Source organism: Pseudomonas sp. GD04019 (assembly GCF_029837695.1).
Taxonomy (GTDB): Bacteria; Pseudomonadota; Gammaproteobacteria; order Pseudomonadales; family Pseudomonadaceae; genus Aquipseudomonas.
The window spans coordinates 40,460-61,032 of sequence record NZ_JAOEEA010000004.1 but is presented as its reverse complement, the minus strand read 5'-3'; the positions used below and the strand labels follow the sequence as shown (position 1 = coordinate 61,032).

General features: G+C 65.4%; 17 protein-coding genes. 6 read left to right on the top strand and 11 right to left on the bottom strand.

The window, feature by feature from the left end; translation table 11 throughout:
• Window positions 1–140: 140 nt before the first annotated feature.
• The 4 genes from N7607_RS07725 to N7607_RS07710 form a co-directional block, all read right to left on the bottom strand.
• Window positions 141–1,241: a polyamine ABC transporter substrate-binding protein gene (locus tag N7607_RS07725; protein ID WP_279865639.1), complete on the bottom strand. Its 1,101-nt coding sequence runs from the start codon at window positions 1,239–1,241 to the stop codon at window positions 141–143.
• Window positions 1,242–1,361: 120 nt separating this feature from the next.
• Window positions 1,362–2,735, bottom strand: coding sequence for an aspartate aminotransferase family protein (locus N7607_RS07720; RefSeq protein ID WP_279865640.1), 1,374 nt, complete (start codon window positions 2,733–2,735; stop codon window positions 1,362–1,364).
• 61 nt (window positions 2,736–2,796) lie between these two features.
• Window positions 2,797–4,155, bottom strand: coding sequence for a glutamine synthetase family protein (locus N7607_RS07715; RefSeq protein WP_279865641.1), 1,359 nt, complete (start codon window positions 4,153–4,155; stop codon window positions 2,797–2,799).
• Between the two features lie 88 nt (window positions 4,156–4,243).
• Window positions 4,244–4,996, bottom strand: coding sequence for a gamma-glutamyl-gamma-aminobutyrate hydrolase family protein (locus tag N7607_RS07710; protein WP_279865642.1), 753 nt, complete (start codon window positions 4,994–4,996; stop codon window positions 4,244–4,246).
• A 278-nt stretch (window positions 4,997–5,274) separates the two neighbouring features.
• Here N7607_RS07710 and N7607_RS07705 point away from each other — a divergent pair, with 278 nt between their 5' ends.
• From N7607_RS07705 to aguA, 5 genes are all read left to right on the top strand, one after another.
• The gene (locus N7607_RS07705; RefSeq protein ID WP_279865643.1) at window positions 5,275–6,654 is read left to right on the top strand and encodes a glutamine synthetase family protein; all 1,380 of its coding nucleotides are present in this window, start codon (window positions 5,275–5,277) and stop codon (window positions 6,652–6,654) included.
• A 119-nt stretch (window positions 6,655–6,773) separates the two neighbouring features.
• The gene (locus tag N7607_RS07700) at window positions 6,774–7,829 is read left to right on the top strand and encodes an extracellular solute-binding protein (protein WP_279865644.1); all 1,056 of its coding nucleotides are present in this window, start codon (window positions 6,774–6,776) and stop codon (window positions 7,827–7,829) included.
• Between the two features lie 96 nt (window positions 7,830–7,925).
• Window positions 7,926–8,567 (top strand): TetR/AcrR family transcriptional regulator, encoded by a 642-nt coding sequence (locus tag N7607_RS07695; RefSeq protein ID WP_279865645.1) that lies wholly within the window; start codon window positions 7,926–7,928, stop codon window positions 8,565–8,567.
• Between the two features lie 271 nt (window positions 8,568–8,838).
• Window positions 8,839–9,720 carry an N-carbamoylputrescine amidase gene (gene aguB / locus N7607_RS07690; protein WP_279865646.1) on the top strand — a complete coding sequence of 294 codons (882 nt, stop codon included), beginning with the start codon at window positions 8,839–8,841 and terminating at the stop codon, window positions 9,718–9,720.
• Between the two features lie 105 nt (window positions 9,721–9,825).
• On the top strand, window positions 9,826–10,932 hold the full coding sequence (aguA, locus tag N7607_RS07685) for an agmatine deiminase (RefSeq protein WP_279865647.1): 1,107 nt from the start codon (window positions 9,826–9,828) through the stop codon (window positions 10,930–10,932).
• 60 nt (window positions 10,933–10,992) lie between these two features.
• Here aguA and N7607_RS07680 read toward each other — a convergent pair whose 3' ends face one another.
• Window positions 10,993–12,345 (bottom strand): PAS domain-containing methyl-accepting chemotaxis protein, encoded by a 1,353-nt coding sequence (locus tag N7607_RS07680; protein WP_279865709.1) that lies wholly within the window; start codon window positions 12,343–12,345, stop codon window positions 10,993–10,995.
• Window positions 12,346–12,492: 147 nt separating this feature from the next.
• Window positions 12,493–13,677: a delta-9 fatty acid desaturase DesA gene (gene desA, locus N7607_RS07675; protein WP_279865648.1), complete on the bottom strand. Its 1,185-nt coding sequence runs from the start codon at window positions 13,675–13,677 to the stop codon at window positions 12,493–12,495.
• 163 nt (window positions 13,678–13,840) lie between these two features.
• On the opposite strand from desA, the gene dibA reads away from it, so the two are divergent.
• Window positions 13,841–16,123, top strand: coding sequence for a phosphodiesterase DibA (gene dibA / locus N7607_RS07670; RefSeq protein WP_279865649.1), 2,283 nt, complete (start codon window positions 13,841–13,843; stop codon window positions 16,121–16,123).
• Window positions 16,124–16,187: 64 nt separating this feature from the next.
• On the opposite strand, the gene N7607_RS07665 is transcribed toward dibA, so the two are convergent.
• The 5 genes from N7607_RS07665 to N7607_RS07645 form a co-directional block, all read right to left on the bottom strand.
• A complete protein-coding gene (locus N7607_RS07665) occupies window positions 16,188–16,403 on the bottom strand; it encodes a TOBE domain-containing protein (protein WP_043312198.1) in 216 nt (71 codons plus the stop codon).
• Window positions 16,404–16,498: 95 nt separating this feature from the next.
• Window positions 16,499–17,314 (bottom strand): aliphatic sulfonates ABC transporter ATP-binding protein, encoded by an 816-nt coding sequence (ssuB, locus tag N7607_RS07660; RefSeq protein ID WP_279865650.1) that lies wholly within the window; start codon window positions 17,312–17,314, stop codon window positions 16,499–16,501.
• On the bottom strand, window positions 17,311–18,105 hold the full coding sequence (ssuC, locus tag N7607_RS07655) for an aliphatic sulfonate ABC transporter permease SsuC (RefSeq protein WP_279865652.1): 795 nt from the start codon (window positions 18,103–18,105) through the stop codon (window positions 17,311–17,313). The genes ssuB and ssuC overlap by 4 nt, the downstream gene beginning before the upstream one ends.
• 192 nt (window positions 18,106–18,297) lie before the next feature.
• The gene (gene ssuD / locus N7607_RS07650) at window positions 18,298–19,446 is read right to left on the bottom strand and encodes an FMNH2-dependent alkanesulfonate monooxygenase (protein WP_279865654.1); all 1,149 of its coding nucleotides are present in this window, start codon (window positions 19,444–19,446) and stop codon (window positions 18,298–18,300) included.
• Window positions 19,447–19,589: 143 nt separating this feature from the next.
• Window positions 19,590–20,558, bottom strand: a complete 969-nt coding sequence (locus N7607_RS07645) for a sulfonate ABC transporter substrate-binding protein (protein WP_279865656.1) — start codon at window positions 20,556–20,558, stop codon at window positions 19,590–19,592.
• Window positions 20,559–20,573: the final 15 nt, after the last annotated feature.

Genomic DNA, 20,573 nt, shown 5'->3' with positions numbered 1-20,573 from the left:
CCTGACGCCCATGCCGTTCGCCCAGCCGCCCGCGCACGGAGCTGTGTGGGGCTCGTGTGTAACGGTAGTCGAGGTGGGTCATGGGACCTCCTGGCGGTGGCTCCGGCGGGAGCACCCGCCGGAGGGTGTCGCTGTTTGGCTTACTTGCCGGACTTGATGGTGGTCCAGCTGCGAGTCATGGTGCGCTGCACTTTCGCCGGCAGATCCGGGAAGGTGTAGATCTTGGCCATGGTCGCGGCGTCCGGGTAGATGCCCGGGTCGTTGCGGATCGCCTCGTCAACCAGCGGGGTGGCCGCCGCGTTGCCGTTGGGGAACTGCACGAAGTTGGTGATCTCGGCCATGATTTCCGGCTTCATCAGGAAGTTCAGGAAGGCATGGGCGCCCTCGACGTTCTTCGCGTCGGCCGGTACGGCCAGCATGTCGAAGAAGCTGCCGGCACCTTCTTTCGGGATGCTGTACAGGATGTTCACGCCGTTCTTGGCTTCCTCGGCGCGGGACTTCGACTGGTACAGGTCGCCCGAGTAGCCGATGGCCACGCAGATGTTGCCGTTGGCCAGGTCGCCGATGTACTTCGAGCTGTGGAAGTAGGCGGTGTCCTTGCGGATGGAGAGGAACAGCTCCTCGGCCTTCTTCAGCTCATCCGGCTTCTCGCTGGTGGGGCTGAAGCCCAGGTAGTTGAGGGCGGCCGGCAGGATCTCGGTCGGCGAGTCGAGGAAGGACACGCCGCACTCCTTCAGCTTGGCCATGTTCTCCGGCTTGAACACCAGGTCCCAGGAGTCGACCGGGGCATTGTCGCCCAGCGCGGCCTTGACCTTGTCGACGTTGTAGCCGATGCCGATGGTGCCCCACATGTAGGGGATGGAGTACTGGTTGCCCGGGTCGCTCGGATCGAGGGCCTTGAGCAGGTTGGTGTCGAGGTTCTTCCAGTTCGGCAGCTTGGAGCGGTCCAGCTTCTGGAACACGCCGGCCTTGATCTGCTTGGCCAGGAAGGGGTTGGACGGTACGACGATGTCGTAACCGGAGCTGCCCGCAAGCAGTTTGGCTTCCAGCACTTCGTTGCTGTCGAAGACGTCGTAGACGACCTTGATGCCGGTTTCCTTGGTGAACTTCTCCAGGGTTTCCGGGGCGATGTAGTCGGACCAGTTGTAGACGTGCAGTACCTTGTCGTCGGCCTGGGCCACGCCGGCCACGGCGCCTGCCAGGGTCATGGCAAGCAGAGTCTTGCCGAAGGTCTTGATCATGCGGGTTAGCTCCATTGTCGTTTGAAGTATCCGGGGCTGCGTCGCCTGAGCGACGCACCCTCCGGTGAGCCTGGCCAACGCACCCCGCAGTCTGGCAAGGTCTGGCCCGTCACTCAAGCCTTACACCAGCACTGCCCGGGCGGTCAGATCGAGACACTTGCGTGCCTTTTCGACCAGTTCGTCGATCTCGTTTTTGCTGATCACCAGCGGCGGCGCGATGATCATGGTGTCGCCGACGGCGCGCATGATCAGTCCGTTCTCGAAGCAATGGCCGCGGCAGATCATGCCGACGCCCATTTCGCTCGGGAAACGCTCGCGGGTCTGCTTGTTCTTCGCCAGTTCGATGGCGCCGAGCATGCCTACACCGCGGACTTCGCCTACCAGCGGATGATCCGCCAGCTCACGCAAACGCTTTTGCAAATAGGGTGCCGTTTCCGCCTGCACCCGCTCGATAACCTTCTCTTCCTTGAGGATGCGCAGGTTGGCCAGGCCGACGGCAGCCGCCACCGGGTGGCCGGAATAGGTGAAGCCGTGGTTGAAGTCACCGCCGGCGTTGATCACCTGGTACACCCTGTCGCTGACGATCAGGCCGCCCATGGGCACGTAGCCGCTGGTCATGCCCTTGGCGATGGTGATCAGGTCGGGCTTGTTGCCGTAGAACTCGCTGGCGAACCACTCACCGGTACGGCCGAAGCCGCAGATCACTTCATCGGCGACGAACAGGATGTCGTACTTGGCGAGGATCTCGCGGATGCGCGGCCAGTAGCTGTCCGGCGGAATGATCACACCGCCCGCGCCCTGGATCGGCTCGGCGATAAAGGCGGCGACATTGTCTTCGCCGACTTCGAGAATCTTCTTCTCCAGCTGGTCGGCGGCCCACACGCCGAACTCCTCGGGGCTCATATCGCCACCCTCGCCGAACCAGTACGGCTGCGGGATGTGCACGATACCGGGGATCGGCAGGTCGCCCTGCTCGTGCATGTACTTCATGCCGCCCAGGCTGGCGCCGGCCACGGTGGAACCGTGGTAGCCGTTGTGGCGGCTGATGATCACCTTCTTGCTCGGCTGGCCCTTGCTCGCCCAGTAGTGGCGCACCATGCGCAGCATGGTGTCGTTGCCTTCCGAGCCGGAGCCGGTGAAGAACACGTGATTCATGCCGGCCGGCGCCACATCGGCGATGGCCTTGGCGAACTCCAGCGCCGGCGGGTGGGCGGTCTGGAAGAAGGTGTTATAGAAAGGCAGCTCGCGCATCTGCGCGGCAGCGGCCTCGACCAGCTCTTCGCGGCCGTAACCGACGGCGACGCACCAGAGACCGGCCATGCCGTCGAGAATCTTGTTGCCTTCGCTGTCCCAGAGGTAGACACCGTCGGCCTTGGTGATGATGCGCGGGCCCTTCTCGTGCAGCTGCTGATAGTCGCTGAACGGCGCAAGGTGGTGCTCACGGCTCATGGCCTGCCACTCGCGGGTTTTCGGGTTGTTCGCTTGGTTAGTCATTCTTCACCTCAGATTACGCATCCGGTCGGGGCGCCGGATCTGTACCCGGCGCCCTTCCCCATCAGACGGAGAGCAGCAGGAACTCGCGTTCCCAGGAGCTGATCACCCGCTTAAAGTTTTCGTGCTCGGCGCGCTTCACCGCGACATAGCCGCGGACGAACTTCTCGCCCAGGTATTTCTCGGCGGCCTGGCAGGCCTCCATGCGCTCCAGCGCGCTTTCGATGGTCACCGGCAGGCGCAGGTTGCGCCGCTCGTAGCCACGACCCTTGACCGGCGCGCTGGGCTTGATGCCCTCGACCATGCCGATGTAGCCGCACAGCAGCGAGGCGGCCAGCACCAGGTAGGGGTTGGCGTCGGCACCGGCCAGGCGGTTTTCCACGCGGCGGTTCTGCGGGCCGGCTTCCGGCACGCGCAGGCCCACGGTGCGGTTCTCCTCGCCCCACTCGACGTTCACCGGCGCCGAGGTATCGGGCAGGAAGCGGCGGAACGAGTTGACGTTGGGCGCGAACAGCGGCAATACCTCGGGGATGTACTTCTGCAGGCCGCCGATATGGTGCATGAACAGCTCGCTCATGCTGCCGTCGTCGTTGGAGAACAGGTTCTTGCCGGTCTTGATGTCCACCACGCTCTGGTGGATGTGCATGGCGCTGCCCGGCTGATCGGTGATCGGCTTGGCCATGAAGGTGGCCGCCACGTCATGCTTCAGCGCGGCCTCGCGCATGGTGCGCTTGAACACGGTGATCTGGTCGGCCAGGTGCAGCGCGTCGCCGTGGCGGAAGTTGATTTCCATCTGCGCCGGGCCGTCTTCGTGGATCAGGGTGTCGAGGTCCAGGTCCTGCAGCTCGCACCAGTCGTAGACGTCCTCGAACAGCGGGTCGAATTCGTTGGCCGCGTCGATGGAGAAGGACTGGCGACCGACTTCCGGGCGGCCGGAGCGGCCCATCGGCGCCTCCAGCGGGAAGTCCGGGTCGCTGTTGCGCTTGGTCAGGTAGAACTCCATCTCCGGCGCGACGATCGGCTTCCAGCCCTTGTCGGCGTAGAGCTTGAGGATGTTCTTGAGGATGTTGCGCGGCGACAGCTCGATCGGGTTGCCCTGCTTGTCGAAGGTGTCGTGGATCACCATCGCGGTGGGCTCGATGGCCCAGGGCACGAGGAACACGGCGTTCTCGTCCGGGCGGCAGAACATGTCGATGTCCGCCTCGTCGAGCAGCTCGTAATAGATGTCGTCCTCGACGTAGTCGCCGGTCACGGTCTGCAGCAGCACACTCTCGGGGAGGCGCATGCCCTTCTCGTCGAGGAACTTGTTGGTCGGCGAGATCTTGCCGCGCGCAATGCCGGTAAGATCGCTGATCAAGCATTCAACTTCGGTGATTTTGCGTTCTTTCAGCCAGCTGGTGAGCTGGTCTAGCTTGGTACTCATAGAGACCTCAGGGTTGTAGAGCGGCTACTGCGGACCGGCTAAAGCCTAGCGAAACCTCCCAAGTTTCACCGACCGGTTGCTCACCTACTCAGCGTTGTCCCGCCCTCTTCCTGCAAGCCTCACCAAAGGCCTGGAAGATGGCGAGATAATTCGGGTTGGATCGTACTTGCCACTCCGGGTGCCACTGCACACCGAGAGCAAAACTTGGCGCACCTTCGACGGAGAAGGCTTCGATCAACCCGTCAGGCGCCAGTGCTTCTACGCGAAGGCCCGGCGCCAGACGCTGAACGCCCTGGCCATGAATGGAATTGACACGAATCTCGTCCGGCAAGCCGAGGCCGGCGAGCACCCCGCCCGCTTGCACACGCACGGTGTGACGGGGGGCATATTGCACCTCGACCGGCTCGTCGGCCGGCTCGCGGTGGTCCATCAGCCCGACCACTTCCTGCACGCGCTGGTGCAGGCTGCCGCCAAAGGCCACGTTCATTTCCTGGAAGCCGCGACAGATGCCCAGCACCGGAATCCCGGCATCTATGGCCTGGCGGATCAGCGGCAGCGTGGTGGCGTCGCGAGCGATATCGTGGGCTGTGCCTGGCGCGCTGGCCGGGCCACTATAATGATGAGGCTCGACGTTGGACGGCGAACCGGTGAACAGCAGGCCGTCGATGCTGGCCAGCAGAGTGGGTTGATCGATCAGTTCGCCCAGGGCGGGGATCACCAGAGGCAGACCCTCCGCTCCGACCGCCACCGCGCGGACATATTTGTCGCCGACGATGTGGTTGGGGTGAAGTCCGACCTGCTTGGTGCAGGCGGTGACGCCGATCAACGGCAGGCGCAACATGGGACACCTTGTTTTATTGCTGTTGTTAGGTTGAGGCCGAGATTAGCCTTGTTCAATTTTTTACACAATAGGGCTGTAAAAAATTGAACACAGCCGACTGAGCAGCAGGCGGCACAAGGCTGACCAGCGGGTCGAAAAACCCTGGAGCGCCCCAAAACTGGCCATCGAGCCCCGTTTCAGGGCAAAATGGCCCGCTATTGACAGCCCTGGGTGTTTGAGATTGACTCACAGCTGCACAATTGCATGATTGAAATTTTTAACAAAAAAGGTGTTGCATCATGTCGGTACCCCCGCGTGCCGTTCAGCTCAACGAGGCGAACGCGTTCCTCAAGGAACATCCCGAGGTCCAGTTCGTTGACCTTCTAATTGCAGATATGAATGGGGTGGTGCGCGGCAAGCGCATCGAAAGAAACAGCCTGCACAAGGTGTATGAAAAGGGCATCAACCTGCCCGCTTCGCTGTTCGCCCTCGACATCAATGGCTCTACCGTCGAAAGCACCGGCCTCGGCCTGGACATCGGCGACGCCGACCGCATCTGCTTCCCCATCGCCAATACCCTGTGCAACGAGCCCTGGCAGAAGCGCCCCACCGCGCAACTGCTGATGACCATGCACGAGATGGACGGCAAGCCGTTCTTCGCCGACCCGCGCGAAGTGCTGCGCCAGGTGGTGGCCAAGTTCGACGAGATGAACCTGCGCATCTGCGCCGCCTTCGAACTGGAGTTCTACCTGATCGACCAGGAGAACGTGAACGGCCGTCCGCAGCCGCCGCGCTCGCCCATGTCCGGCAAGCGTCCGATCTCCACCCAGGTGTACCTGATCGACGACCTCGACGAGTACGTCGACTGCCTGCAGGACATGCTCGAAGCCGCCAAGGAACAGGGCATCCCGGCCGACGCCATCGTCAAGGAAAGCGCCCCGGCGCAGTTCGAGGTCAACCTGCACCACGTGGAAGACGCCATCAAGGCCTGCGACCACGCCCTGCTGCTCAAGCGCCTGATCAAGAACATCGCCTACGACCATGAGATGGACACCACCTTCATGGCCAAGCCCTACCCGGGCCAGGCGGGCAACGGCCTGCACGTGCACATCTCGCTGCTCGACAAGACCACCGGCAAGAACATCTTCACCAGCGATGATCCCCAGGAGAACGCCGCGCTGCGCCATGCGATCGGCGGTGTCCTGGAGACCATGCCGGCGTCCATGGCCTTCCTCTGCCCCAACGTCAACTCGTACCGCCGCTTCGGCGCGCAGTTCTATGTACCCAACGCGCCGAGCTGGGGCCTGGACAACCGCACCGTGGCCGTCCGCGTACCCACCGGCAGCGCCGATGCGGTACGCATCGAGCACCGCGTGGCCGGCGCCGACGCCAACCCGTACCTGATGATGTCGGCGATCCTCGCCGGTATTCACCACGGCCTGACCAATAAGGTCGAGCCGGGCGAGCCGATCGAGGGCAACTCGTACGAGCAGCTGGAACAGAGCCTGCCGAACAACCTGCGCGATGCCCTGCGCGAGCTGGACGACAGCGAAGTGCTGAACAAGTACATCAGCCCGGACTACATCGACATCTTCGTCGCCTGTAAGGAAGCCGAGCTGCAGGAGTTCGAGACCACCATCTCCGACCTCGAATACAACTGGTATCTGCATACCGTTTGACGCAACACCCGACGCCGGCCCCAGTGCCGGCGTTGTTTTTTCTACTGCCCAGGTTCTGCCATCCCGCCCCGCGCGCGGAGTGGCGAAGCCTTGCCCATCATTTCGCCAAGGAGGTCGTCATGTTTCGCATTCTTGCTCCGCTGCTGCTGGCCCTCGCCCCCGGACTGGCGGCCGCCGCCGACAGCATCCGGGTCTACAACTGGAACGACTACATCGCGCCGCAGGTGCTGGAGGACTTCACCAAGGCCACCGGCATCGCCGTCGAGTACCACACCTATGCCTCGGCCGAGGAGCTCGACAAGATCCTCGCCAGCGGCGAGAGCATCGACATCGCCGTACCCTCGCAGAACGACCTGCCGCCGCTGATTAAGGCCGGCCTGGTGCAGCCGCTGGATCTCTCCCGTCTGCCCAACCGCAAGCACCTGGACAAGCAGCTGCTGAGCAAGCTGGCCGCGGTCGACCCGCAGAACCGCTATGCCGTGCCCTACCTGTGGGGCGCAGTGGGCCTGGCGATCAACACGCCGCAGGCCGAGGCGGCCTATGGCGGCCCGCTGCCAAACAGCTGGAGCCTGCTGTTCGACCCGGCGCAGAGCGCCAAGCTGACCGGCTGCGGCATCAGCGTGCTGGATGCCCCGGACGAGCTGCTCTACAACCTGCTCAGCTATCAGGGCCGCAGCTTCAGCAACAGCTCGCCGGGACGCATCCGCAAGGCCGGCGAGACCCTCCAGGGCCTGCGCCCGAACCTGCGCTACGTGGACAGCGAGCGCTATATCGACGACCTCAACCAGGGCAAGCTGTGCGTGGCCGTGGCCTGGGTCGGCGACGCCCTGGGCGCCAGCGATGCCGGCCAACCGGTGCAGTTCGTGGTGCCGGAAGAAGGCTCCACCCTGTTCATCGACAACCTGGTGATCCCGGCCAGCGCGCGCCGCGCCGACCTGGCGCACCAGTTCATCGACTACCTGATGCAGCCACAGGTGGCCGCGCAGATCAGCAGCGAGACGCTATACCCCAGCGCCAACACCGAGGCCCAGCAGTTCCTCGAGCCCAAGCTGCGCGAGCAGCTGGGACGCAATCTGGACGGCGCCAAGAATCGCCTGTTCGCGCTGATGCCGCTGTCGGACAAGCTGAAGAGCGCCCGCGACGAAGTGTGGAACCGCTTCCGCGACGGCAGCTAAAGAGCCTGCTTGCGATCTGCGCCCCCTCCCCGGGGGCGGCTTGCCTCACCCGTCCGTCTGGCGTCCAATAGCGCCTGCCACGGACAGGAGACCGGCATGACCCGCACCGCAAGCCCCCGCAAGCCCCGCGCCAGCAGCCAGGCGCGCATCGACCTGATTCTCGGGGCGGCGCGCGATCTGCTCAGCAGCCAGGGCTTCGCCGGCCTGACCATTTATGCGGTGGCCGAGCGCGCGGACATTCCGCCCTCTTCCGTGTATCACTTCTTCGCCAGCGTGCCGGCATTGCTCGAGGCGCTGACCGCCGACATCCACGCCGCCTTCCGCGACTGCCTGCTGGAGCCGGTGGAGCACGCCACGTTGCGCGACTGGCGCGACCTGTCGCGTGTCATCGAGGAGCGCATGCTGGCGATCTACGCCGGCGACAGCGCCGCGCGCCAGCTGATCCTGGCCCAGCACGGCCTGGCCGAAGTGATCCAGGCCGACCGCCAGCATGACCTGGAACTGGGTCGCCTGATGCAGGCGGTATTCGACCGCCATTTTCCGCTGCCGCAGTTGCCCAGCGACATCGACGTGTTCGCCCTGGCCATGGAGCTGGGCGACCGGGTCTATGCCCGCGCCGTGCAGCTGCACGGCGAGATCACCCCGCGCATGGCCGAGGAAGGCATGCGCGTGTTCGACGCCTACCTGGCCATGTACCTGCCGCCCGCCTTGCCCAAGCGCGAAAAACCGCTGTCATAAGCCGATATCCATCGGCTAACTCTCGACTGCTCATTTGCCCCTTCGGCGGGCAATCGCCCTGCCATTCAGGCTTTGGCTGCGCCTATCAGCTCAATATATATCCGCAAATAGACGTTTATTTTCGATAAGGGTCAGTAATTCTTCTTTTAAAGCCGATTTTTATCGGATATAAATTGGGCATTCATCGTCCTGCCCGACCCCGCAGCGGGGCGCAGCCATGGGTCTCTGCTAGTGTCAGAAGACCTCTTTGCATGCTCCACCGAGGTGCTCCATGTCGCGTATCGTCACCGTCGCCGCCACCCAGATGGCCTGCTCCTGGGACAGCGCCGCCAATATCGCCACGGCCGAGAAACTGGTGCGCCAGGCGGCCGCCAACGGTGCGCAGATCATCCTGATCCAGGAGCTGTTTGAGACGCCCTACTTCTGCCAGAAGCCCAACCCCGACTACCTGCAGCTGGCCAGTCCGACCGAGGAAAATCCGGCCATTCTGCACTTCCAGAAAGTCGCCAAGGAGCTGCAGGTGGTGCTGCCGATCAGCTTCTACGAGCGCGCCGGCCGCGCCCGCTTCAACAGCATCGCGATCATCGACGCCGACGGCAGCAACCTCGGCGTATACCGCAAGAGCCACATCCCGGATGGCCCCGGCTACCACGAGAAGTACTACTTCAACCCGGGCGACACCGGCTTCAAGGTGTGGAACACCCGCTACGCCAGGATCGGCGTGGGTATCTGCTGGGACCAGTGGTTCCCCGAGGCCGCGCGCAGCATGGCCCTGCTCGGCGCCGAGCTGCTGTTCTACCCGACCGCCATCGGCAGCGAGCCGCACGATCCGAGCATCAGCTCGCGCGATCACTGGCAGCGCGTGCAACAGGGCCATGCCGGCGCCAACCTGATGCCGCTGATCGCCGCCAATCGCATCGGCCGCGAAGAGCAGGACGGCTACCACATCGACTTCTACGGCTCCTCGTTCATCGCCGACCAGTTCGGCAAGAAGGTCGCGGAACTGGGCGAGAGCGAAGAGGGCGTGCTGGTGCACAGCTTCGACCTCGACCAGCTGGAACACATCCGCAGCGCCTGGGGCAGCTTCCGCGATCGCCGACCGAACCTGTATGGTCCGCTCAAGACCCTCGACGGCCACCTGGCCTCCGAATGACTCACCGGCGCCGGCTCCACGAGGGCCCGGCACAGCAGCCCGGATGCAATCCGGGAACCCCAGAACAACGAACCCCGGATGACATCCGGGCTACAGGAGCAGGAAATGACCACCCTCAACAGCACCCCACGCGCCGACGGCTTCCGCATGCCCGCCGAGTGGGAACCCCACAGCCAGACCTGGATGGTCTGGCCCGAGCGCCCGGACAACTGGCGCCTCGGCGGCAAGCCGGCGCAGGCCGCCTTCACCGCCGTGGCGCGCGCCATCGCCGAGTTCGAGCCGGTGACCATCTGCGTGTCCGCCGGCCAGTACGAAAACGCCCGCGCCCGCCTGGAAGGTAGCGGCATCCGCCTGGTGGAAATCACCACCGACGACGCCTGGGTGCGCGACACCGGCCCGACCTTCGTCATCAACGCCAGTGGCGAAGTGCGTGGCGTGGACTGGACCTTCAACGCCTGGGGTGGCTTCGACGGCGGCCTGTACTGGCCGTGGCAGCGCGACGACCAGGTGGCCAGCAAGATCCTCGGGATCGAGCGCCGCGACCGCTACCGCACCGAGGGCTTCGTGCTGGAAGGCGGCTCCATCCATGTCGATGGCGAAGGCACCCTGATCACCACCGAGGAATGCCTGCTCAACAAGAACCGCAACCCGCACCTGACCCGCGAGCAGATCGAGCAGATCCTCAATGAGCACCTGGCCATCGACACGGTGATCTGGCTGCCGGACGGCCTGTTCAACGACGAGACCGACGGCCACGTCGACAACTTCTGCTGCTACGTACGCCCGGGCGAAGTGCTGCTGGCCTGGACCGACGATGTCAACGATCCCAACTACCCGCGCTGCCAGGCGGCCATGCAGGTACTGGAGAGCGCCCGCGACGCCAAGGGCCGCAAGCTGGTGGTGCACAAGATGCCGATCCCCGGCCCGATCCACGCCAGCGAGGAAGAGTGCGCCGGCGTCGACGCCGCCGAGGGCACCCAGGAGCGCGATCCGTCGATCCGCCTGGCCGGTTCCTACGTCAACTTCCTGATCGTCAACGGCGGCATCGTCGCGCCGAGCTTCGACGACGCCAAGGACGAGGAAGCCCGCGCCATCCTCCAGCGCGTGTTCCCCGAGCACCGCGTGGTCATGGTGCCGGGCCGCGAGATCCTCCTCGGTGGCGGCAACATACATTGCATCACCCAGCAGCAGCCGGCGCCGCAACAGCGCTGATCGCCGCCCACAAAAAAGCCCGCCGATCGGCGGGCTTTTTTCACGCGGGCCGGGTCGTGTTCAGTCCTGCATAGCCTGGGTGAACTGGCCTATGGCATCCACCACGCGCTGCGCCTCGCTACGGATCCCCTGCATCACCTCACCGGCACGGTTGACCAGTTCCACACCCTGCTCTGCCTTGGTCTTGCTGCCCGACATGCCGCCGACCGCCTGCTGGGCCAGCTCATGGTTGAGGCGCACCACGTCGTTGATCTCCACGGTCGCCTGGCTGGTGCGCGCCGCTAGGTTGCGCACCTCGTCGGCGACCACGGCGAAGCCACGTCCCTGCTCGCCGGCACGCGCCGCCTCGATGGCCGCGTTGAGGGCCAACAGATTGGTCTGCTCGGCGATCCCGCGGATCACCTGGACGATGCTGCTGATGCGCTCGGATTGCTCGCTGAGCGCGCCGACCTTGTCGGCCACCTGGCCCAGCTCGTCGGCAATGCCGCGCACCATCTGCACCGCTTCATCGACCGTGCCGGCGCCCTTGACCGCGCTGGAATCGGTCTCGCGCGCGCTGTCGAAAGCCAGCTGTGCCGCCGCCGCCTCGGCTTCGCGGCGCTCGACCTGGGCGGTGATGTCGCTGGCGAACTTGACCACGCCATACAGCTGCCCGGTGGCGTCATACAGCGGGTTGTAGGTGGCGCGCAGCCATACCACATGGCCTGACTTGGAGATGCGCTTGAAGCGGTCGGAAATGAACTCGCCCTGGTTCAGGCGCTGCCAGAAGCGCCGATAGGCCTCGCTATTGGCCTCCTCGCGCTCGCAGAACTGGCTGTGGTGCTTGCCGCGGATCTCCTCCAGGCGATAACCCATGGTCTGCATGAAGTTGTCATTGGCCGTCACCACCTCGCCCCTGGTGTTGAACTCGATCACCGCCATCGAACGATTGATCGCATTGAGCAGGCTCTGGTGCTGATGCTCGGCATTCACCTGGTCGCTGATGTCGGTGGCCACCTTGATCACCTTGGCTACCCGACCCTGCGGGTCACGCACCGGCAGGTAGCTGGCCTCCAGCCAGATCTCCCGCCCTCCCTTGGCCAAGCGCATGAAGCGATCGCTGAAGCTCTCGCCGTTGGCCAGGCGCTGCCAGAACTGCGCGTATGCCGGGCTGGAGAGCAGTTCCTGGGAACAGAACATGCGATGGTGCTGGCCACGTATCTCGTCGAGCCGATAGCCCACCGTAGCCAGAAACGGCTCGTTGGCATCGAGAATCTCGCCCTGCGGGGTGAACTCGATCAACGCCATGGTTTGGCGGATGGCATCCAGCGTCTGCTGGTTGGAGGCGAGCTTGGCTTGGCACTGCTGCAACTCATTGCGAAGACCGGAACCGAACATAAGCACCTCTGATCCATGAGAGAACAGATTGAGCATAGGCGGGGATTGTTGCGCCATGTGTCGGAATCTATCGGCGGGGCACCGCGATCCCTTGAGTCGCCGCCAGAGGTATTTTCAGTGCGCCGGGCGCGGCCTGAAACGAAAAAGCCCGCCAGTGGGCGGGCTTTGTCGGAGCAGCGAAACTCAGGCCGCGGCCGGGCGCAGCGAGTAGGTTTTCAGCTGTTCGGCGAAGTCGCGCAGGGACTGGATGCCGCTGGCCTCGGCCTCGTGCACCCACTGCTTGATCGCTTCGAGCATGTCGTGGCCGTTGCTGCTGGTCTTGACCCAGATCTGCTGCAGGGCGATGCGCTTCTCGTAGATCACCTTGAGCGCCTGGCTCTGCTCCAGCATCGCGGCGATGCGCGCCTGGTGGCTCTCGTCGAGCAGACTGGTCTCGCGCGACAGCAGGCGCTTGGCGCGGCGGAACAGGTGGCGCACCGACTCGTCGGCCTTGGCCAGTTCCTGTTTGACCAGCGGCTTGATCACCAGCTTGCGGTACTGCGCCATGATCTGGAAACGGTTGTTGAGGATGGCCATGGCGGTGTCCATGTCCAGGCTGTGCTTGCCCTCGACGCGGTGGGCGATGGGCGCCACGCGCTGCACCTTGGCCAGGCGCAGGAAGCTGAACAGCTGGATCCAGGCCCAGCCCATGTCGAACTCCCACTTCTTCACCGACAGCTTGGCGCTGTTGGGGTAGGTGTGGTGGTTGTTGTGCAGCTCTTCGCCGCCGATCAGGATGCCCCAGGGCACCAGGTTGGTGGCGGCGTCGCGGCACTCGAAGTTGCGGTAGCCGACGGCATGGCCGAGGCCGTTGATCACGCCCGCCGCCCACACCGGAATCCACATCATCTGCACCGCCCACACGGTCATGCCGAGCACGCCGAACAGGGCCAGGTCGATGACTGCCATGAGGATGATGCCGCCCATCGGGAAGCGGCTGTAGACGTTGCGCTCGAGCCAGTCATCCGGGCAGTTCTTGCCGTAGATGCGCAGGGTCTCCTCGTTCTTCGCCTCTGCCTGGTACAGCTCGGCGCCCTTGCGCAGCACGGTGCCCAGGCCCTTGATCACCGGGCTGTGCGGGTCGTCGACGGTCTCGCATTTGGCGTGGTGCTTGCGATGGATGGCGGTCCACTCGCGGGTGTTCTGACCAGTGCTGATCCACAGCCAGAAACGGAAGAAGTGCTTGAGCGCCGGGTGCAGCTCCAGCGCGCGGTGCGCCGAGTAACGGTGCAGGTAGACGGTGACGCTGACGATGGTGATGTGGGTCATTACGAGAGTGACTGCCACCAGTTGCCACGGCGACAGGTCGAGAAAACCGTTGTACCACATGAAGGGTGTAGCCTCGCGGGGAAGAGAACGACTGTAAACCCAGTCTCCCGGGCATTATCCCCAAGCCGGGGGAGAATGCCAGTGCAGCGTTAGACGAGAATGCACTGGATGGCCGCTTATCTATAATGTGCGGCAGCTCACGTCCGCCATGGCCGGCCCACCGATGAAATTCCAGCGCAGCCCTCTACAGCTCGCCCTCGCCTACCTGATCGTCGCCGTCCTGTGGATTTTCTGCAGCGACACATTGCTCCTGGGGCTGGGTCTCGACCGCGAGACGCTGGCCAACTACCAGACGCTCAAGGGCCTTGCCTTCGTGCTGGTCACCGGTTTCGTCCTGTATTGCGCGCTGAGTCAGCACCGCCTGGAGCAAAGGCGCATAAGCAGTGCCCTGAAGCACAGCGAGGGACGCCTGGCCCTGGCCCTGGACTCGGCCCAGGAGGGTTTGTGGGACTGGGACATGAAGAGCGACCAGGTGTACTACTCGCGGCACTATTGCGACATGCTTGGTTACACACCCGAGGAGCTCGGCGCCACCGGTGCGTCCTGGTTGTCGCGCCTGCACCCCGAGGACCAGGCCCTGGCCGGGCAGCGTCTGAAGGCTCTGGTGAGGGAGCGCATGCCGCACTACGAGAGCAGCTTCCGCCTGCGCCATCGTGACGGCGCCTATCGCTGGCTGCACTTCCGTGGCCGGATGCTGCTGGACGACGCCGGCCAGCCCAGCCGCTTCATCGGCACCGCCAGCGACATCACCCAGCGTCGCGCCGACGAGGACAGCCTGCGCCAGGCTGCCGCGGTATTCGACAGCACCCTGGAAGGCGTGCTGGTCACCGACCGCGACCAGCGCATCGTCCACATCAACCCCGCCTTCACCCGCATCACCGGCTACGCCGTCGAGGAGGTCCTGGGCAAGCTGCCCACCCTGCTCAAGTCCGGCAGGCACGACGCGGCCTTCTACCAGAGCCTGTGGCGCGCACTGGAGAGTCGCGGCACCTGGAGCGGCGAGATCTGGAACCGGCGCAAGGATGGCGAAGTGTTCCCCATGTGGCAGTGCATCCGCAGCATCCGCGACGAGAACGGCAATCTCAGCCACTACGTGGCGGTGTTCTCCGATGTCAGCGCGATCAAGCACTCGCAGCACGAACTGGACTACCTGGCCCACCACGACGCACTGACCGCCCTGCCCAACCGCCTGCTGTTCGGCGAGCGCATCGAACAGGCCATCCAGCGCGGGCGCGGCGAGCAGCACCGTGGCGCCCTGCTGCTGCTCGACCTGGACCACTTCAAGATCGTCAACGAGAGCCTCGGCCACAACACCGGCGATCAGCTGCTCAAACTGATCGGCGAGCGCCTGGGCGAGACCGTCGACTCCAGCGTTACCCTGGCACGCCTGGGCGGCGACGAGTTCGGTCTGCTCAGCAGCGACTGCGCCGAAGCCGACCAGGCCTCACAGCTGGCCCAGGAGCTGTTGGAGAGCCTGAGCCAGCCCTTCACGGTGGACGACGAGACGCTGTTCATCGGCGCCAGCATCGGCATCAGCCTGTTCCCCGACGACGGCGACAGCGTCGAGCAGCTGCTGCGCAATGCCGACTCCGCGCTGTTCCGCGCCAAGAGCAGCGGGCGCCAGACCTTCAGTTTCTACAGCCAGGACATGACCGCCCAGGCCCAGCAGCGCGTGCGCCTGGAAGCCGAGCTGCGCATGGCCCTGGAGCAGGACCAGCTGCGTGTGCACTACCAGCCGATCCACCGCCTGGAAGACCGCCAGATGGTCGGCGCCGAGGCTCTGGTGCGCTGGCAGCATCCCGAGCGCGGCCTGGTGCCGCCGGGCGAGTTCATTCCGGTGGCCGAGGACAGCGGACTGATCGGCGCCATCGACGCCTGGGTGCTGGAGCAGGCCTGCAGCCAGATGCGCCGCTGGCAGGCCCAGGGCCTGCAGCTGGAATTTATCGCGGTGAACGTCTCCAGCCGCCTGTTCAGCCGCGGCGAGCTGGATCTGCGCGTGGAGCGGGTACTGCGCGAAACCGGGCTGGACCCGGCGCAGCTGGAGCTGGAGGTGACCGAGAGCGCGGTGATGGACGACCCGCAGCGGGCCGAGGAGCTGCTCACCCAGCTGCACCATCTGGGCGTGCGCCTGGCCATCGACGACTTCGGCACCGGCTATTCGTCGCTGGCGCGGCTCAAGCGCCTGCCGGTACACAAGCTCAAGCTCGACCAGAGCTTCGTCCGCGGCCTGCCGCAAGACAGTGCCGACGCCGCCATCGCCCACGCCGTGGTCAACCTCGGACAGAGCCTGGGCCTGCGCGTGCTGGCCGAAGGCATCGAGACCGAGGAGCAGGCCAGCTATCTGCGCCAGATGGGCTGTGGCTACGGCCAGGGCTACTGGTTCGGCCGCCCACAACCGGCGGAACGGCTGCTGGAGCAGGCGGGCACTCCGCAGCCGCGTCAGTAACCCACGCGGGTTTCACCCGCCCTACGCCCATGCCCACCGCCCAGGCCTGGCCTGGCCAGCCACCTCATAGCTTGGCGATCGACACCTCGGTGGATTTGACGAAGGCGATCACCTCGCTGCCCACCTGCAGGTCCAGCTCGCGCACCGAGCGGGTGGTGATCACCGAGGTGACGATGCCGGCGGCGGTCTGCACGTCGATTTCCGACAGCACGTCGCCAATCACGATCTCCTTGATGTTGCCCTTGAACTGGTTGCGCACGTTGATGGCTTTGATGGTCATGGTGTTGCTCCTTGGTCGTGGGTAGCCCGGATGCAATCCGGGAAATCATCGGCTCCGCTCCCGGATTGCCTCCGGGCTACGGATTCGCAGTTGCCCTACAGCGCCCAGCGCAGTTGCGTGGGCAGAGGGGACAGGGGTTCCGGTTGCGGCGGCAGCGCTGGCAGCGCCAGCACCCGGTTGAGCACTTCGGCCTCCAGCGCGGCCAGGCGCGCCGAGCCCCGCTGACGCGGGCGAGGCAGGTCGACGGTCAGATCGAGGCCGATCTCGCCGTCCTCGATCAGGATCACGCGGTCGGCGATGGCCGCGGCCTCGGCCACGTCGTGGGTCACCAGCAGCACGGTGAAGCCATGCTGCTGCCACAGGCGCTCGATCAGCTGCTGCATCTCGATGCGGGTCAGCGCATCCAGCGCGCCGAGCGGTTCGTCCAGCAGCAGCAGGCGCGGCTGATGAATCAGCGCACGAGCCAGGGCCACACGCTGCTTCTGCCCACCGGACAGCGCCGCCGGCCATTCGTTGGCGCGGTCGGCCAGGCCGACGGCAGCCAGCGCCTCGCGGGCCTTGGGCTGCCAGTCGCCGGACAGACCGAGGCCGACGTTGTCGATCACTCGCTTCCACGGCAGCAGGCGCGAGTCCTGGAACATCAGGCGGGTGTCGTCACGCACCGCCGCCAGTGCGCCCTTGCCGGCCAGCAGCGCACCGCCACTCGGCGCATCGAGGCCGGCCAGCAGACGCAGCAGGGTGCTCTTGCCGCAACCGCTGCGGCCAACCACGGCAACGAACTGCCCGGCCGGGATATGCAGGTCGATACCCTTGAGCACCTCGCGCTCACCGAAGGCCTTGCGAATGCCCTCGATGCTCAGCGGTACGCCGCCCGGAGGGATACCGCGGTGAATGCTGTGCAGGACGGTCATTGCGCACCTGCCTTGGCCTGGTAGGCCGGGTGCCAGCGCAGCCACAGGCGTTCGAGCAGACGCGCGGCGACGTCGGCCAGCTTGCCCAGTACCGCGTAGAGCAGGATCGCCAGCACCACCACGTCGGTCTGCAGGAATTCGCGGGCGTTCATCGCCAGGTAGCCGATGCCGGCGCTGGCGGAAATCGTCTCGGCGACGATCAGGGTCAGCCACATGAAGCCGAGGGCGAAGCGCACGCCGACCAGGATCGACGGCAGCGCGCCGGGCAGGATCACCTGGCGGAACAGGGCGAAGCCGGACAGGCCGTAGCTGCGCGCCATCTCCACCAGCGCCGGGTCGACGTTGCGGATGCCGTGGTAGGTGTTCAGGTAGATCGGGAACAGGGTGCCGAGGGCGACCAGGAAGATCTTCGCCGCCTCGTCGATGCCGAACCACAGGATCACCAGCGGGATCAGCGCCAGGTGCGGCACGTTGCGGATCATCTGCACCGAGCTGTCGAGGAAGCGCTCACCCCAGTTGGACAGGCCGGTGATGAAACCGAGCAGCAGGCCGAGGCCGCCGCCGATGGCGAAGCCGATACCGGCACGCTGGCCGCTGATGGCCAGGTGGGTCCAGAGCTCGCCGGTTTCCAGCAATGCCCAGCCGGCTTCGATCACCGCGCTGGGTGCCGGCAGGATGCGGGTGGACAGCCAGCCGGCTACCACCGCGCCCTGCCAGATGGCCAGCAGGGCCACTGGTAGCGCCCAGGGCGCCAGGCGGCGGCCGATGTTGTGTAGCGTCTGCGTCGACATGGCAACGCTCCTTCTTTCGATTCGGTGCGGTGGAGTGGGGTGATGGCTCGCCCCTCTCCCTAACCCTCTCCCCAGAGGGGCGAGGGGATGTTTCGTATTGCCGGCTACGCCGAGCTCGACCAGCACCCCACCTACTCCCTCTCCCATTTATGGGAGAGGGCTGGGGCGGCCCGCGTAGGGAGAGGGTGCCTTTCAACTCGCCGCTGCGGCCTTGGGCAGAATGTCGCTGGAGATCATTTCGCCGAACGGGCTGACGTAGCCACGTGACTCCGGGCGCTCCGGCTGGGCGATGTCGAGGTGCGGGAACAGCAGCTCGGCGACCCGGTACGACTCTTCCAGGTGCGGGTAGCCGGAGAAGATGAAGGTGTCGATGCCGAGGTCGGCGTACTCCTTCACCCGCGCGGCCACGGTCGGGCCATCGCCGACCAGGGCGGTACCGGCACCGCCACGCACCAGACCGACGCCGGCCCAGAGGTTGGGCGACACCTCCAGCTTGTCCTTCTTGCCGCCGTGCAGGGCGGCCATGCGCTGCTGGCCGACCGAGTCGAAGCGCGCCAGGGAAGCCTGGGCGCGGTCGATGGTGTCCTGGTCCAGGTGACTGATCAGGCGATCGGCGGCGGCCCAGGCTTCCTCGTTGGTCTCGCGCACGATCACGTGCAGGCGGATGCCGAAGCGCACCGTACGACCTTGGCGGGTAGCCTTCTCGCGCACGGCGGCGATCTTCTCGGCCACCGCGGCTGGCGGCTCGCCCCAGGTCAGGTACAGCTCGACCTGCTCGGCGGCCAGGTCCTGGGCGGCCTCGGAGGAACCACCGAAGTACAGCGGCGGACGTGGCTGCTGGATCGGCGGGTAGAGCAGCTTGGCGCCCTTCACTTGCAGGTGCTTGCCGTCGTAGTCGACGGTCTCGCCCTCTAGCACGCGGCGCCAGATGCGGGTGAATTCGACGGAGGCCTCGTAACGCTCCTCGTGCGACAGGTGCAGGCCGTCGCCGGCCAGCTCGTCCGGATCACCACCGGTGACCAGGTTGAACAGTGCGCGGCCGTTGGACAGGCGGTCCAGGGTCGCCGCCTGGCGCGCGGCCACGGTGGGCGAAATGATCCCCGGACGCAGGGCGACCAGGAACTTCAGGTTCTGCGTCGCCGGGATCAGCGAAGCGGCCACCAGCCAGGAGTCCTCGCAGGAACGCCCGGTGGGGATCAGTACGCCGCCGAAACCGAGGCGGTCGGCGGCCTGGGCAATCTGCTGCAGGTAGCCGTGGTCGACGGCGCGCGCGCCTTCGCTGGTGCCGAGGTACTTGCCGTCACCGTGGGTGGGCAGGAACCAGAAGATATTGAGGCTCATGGAGTGGTCTCCTTGTTTTCTACTCCCCTCTCCCATTGGGAGAGGAGCCGGGGCGGCCCGCGTAGGGGTGAGGGAGGAGCCAGCAGCGCCTTCCCTCACCCGGCCCTTCGGGCCACCCTCTCCCAGAGGGAGAGGGGTTCAAATCACTGCTGGGCCACCTTGGCCGAGGCCGGCGGATTCCAGATCACGTCCTTGATGGTCAGGCGCTTGGGAATCAGCTTGAGGTCGCTGAAGGTGTCGGCGATCTTCTGCTGCGCCTCGATCACATCCGCACCAATGAACTGGGCGCCGTAGGCCTGGCGCTCGACTGCCGTGCGGGTGATTTCCGGGGCCAGGCCGAGCAGCGGCGCCACCTGCTGGGTCGCCTCGTCGCTGTTCTCGCGGATCCAGCCACCGACCGAGCGAATCTCCTCGACCAGTACGCTGACCACCTGCGGATGCTTCTCGGCGTAGGGCTTGGCGGCCAGGTAGAACTGGTGGTTGGCGACCAGGTCCTTGCCGTCGCGCAGGGTGCGGGCCTGCAGCTGGTGTTCGGCGGCGGCCTGGAAGGGGTCCCAGATCACCCAGGCGTCGACGCTGCCACGCTCGAAGGCGGCGCGGGCATCGGCTGGCGGCAGGTACACGGGCTGGATGTCGCTGTACTTCAGGCCGGCGTCTTCCAGGGCGCGCACCAGCAGGTAGTGCACGTTGGAGCCCTTGTTCAGGGCGATCTTTTTGCCCTTCAGCTCGCTCACCGACTTGAGCGACGAGTCCTTGGGCACCAGGATCGCCTCGCTGGTCGGCGCCGGCGGCTCATGCGCCACATACAGCAGGTCGGCACCGGCGGCCTGGGCGAAGATCGGCGGCGCTTCGCCGGTGGTGCCGAAGTCGATCGAGCCGACGTTCAGCCCTTCCAGCAGCTGCGGGCCGCCGGGGAACTCGGTCCACTGCACGTCGATGCCCTGCTCGGCCAGGCGCTTCTCCAGCGAACCCTTGGCCTTGAGCAGCACCAGGGTGCCGTATTTCTGATAGCCGATCCGCAAGGTCTCGGCTTGAGCTTGAGTGATGGCGCCGAACGAGATGGCCGCGGCAAACAGGGCGACCAGGCTCCGACGCAAAGTAATGGTGCGCATGGCGCTCTCCTTTGC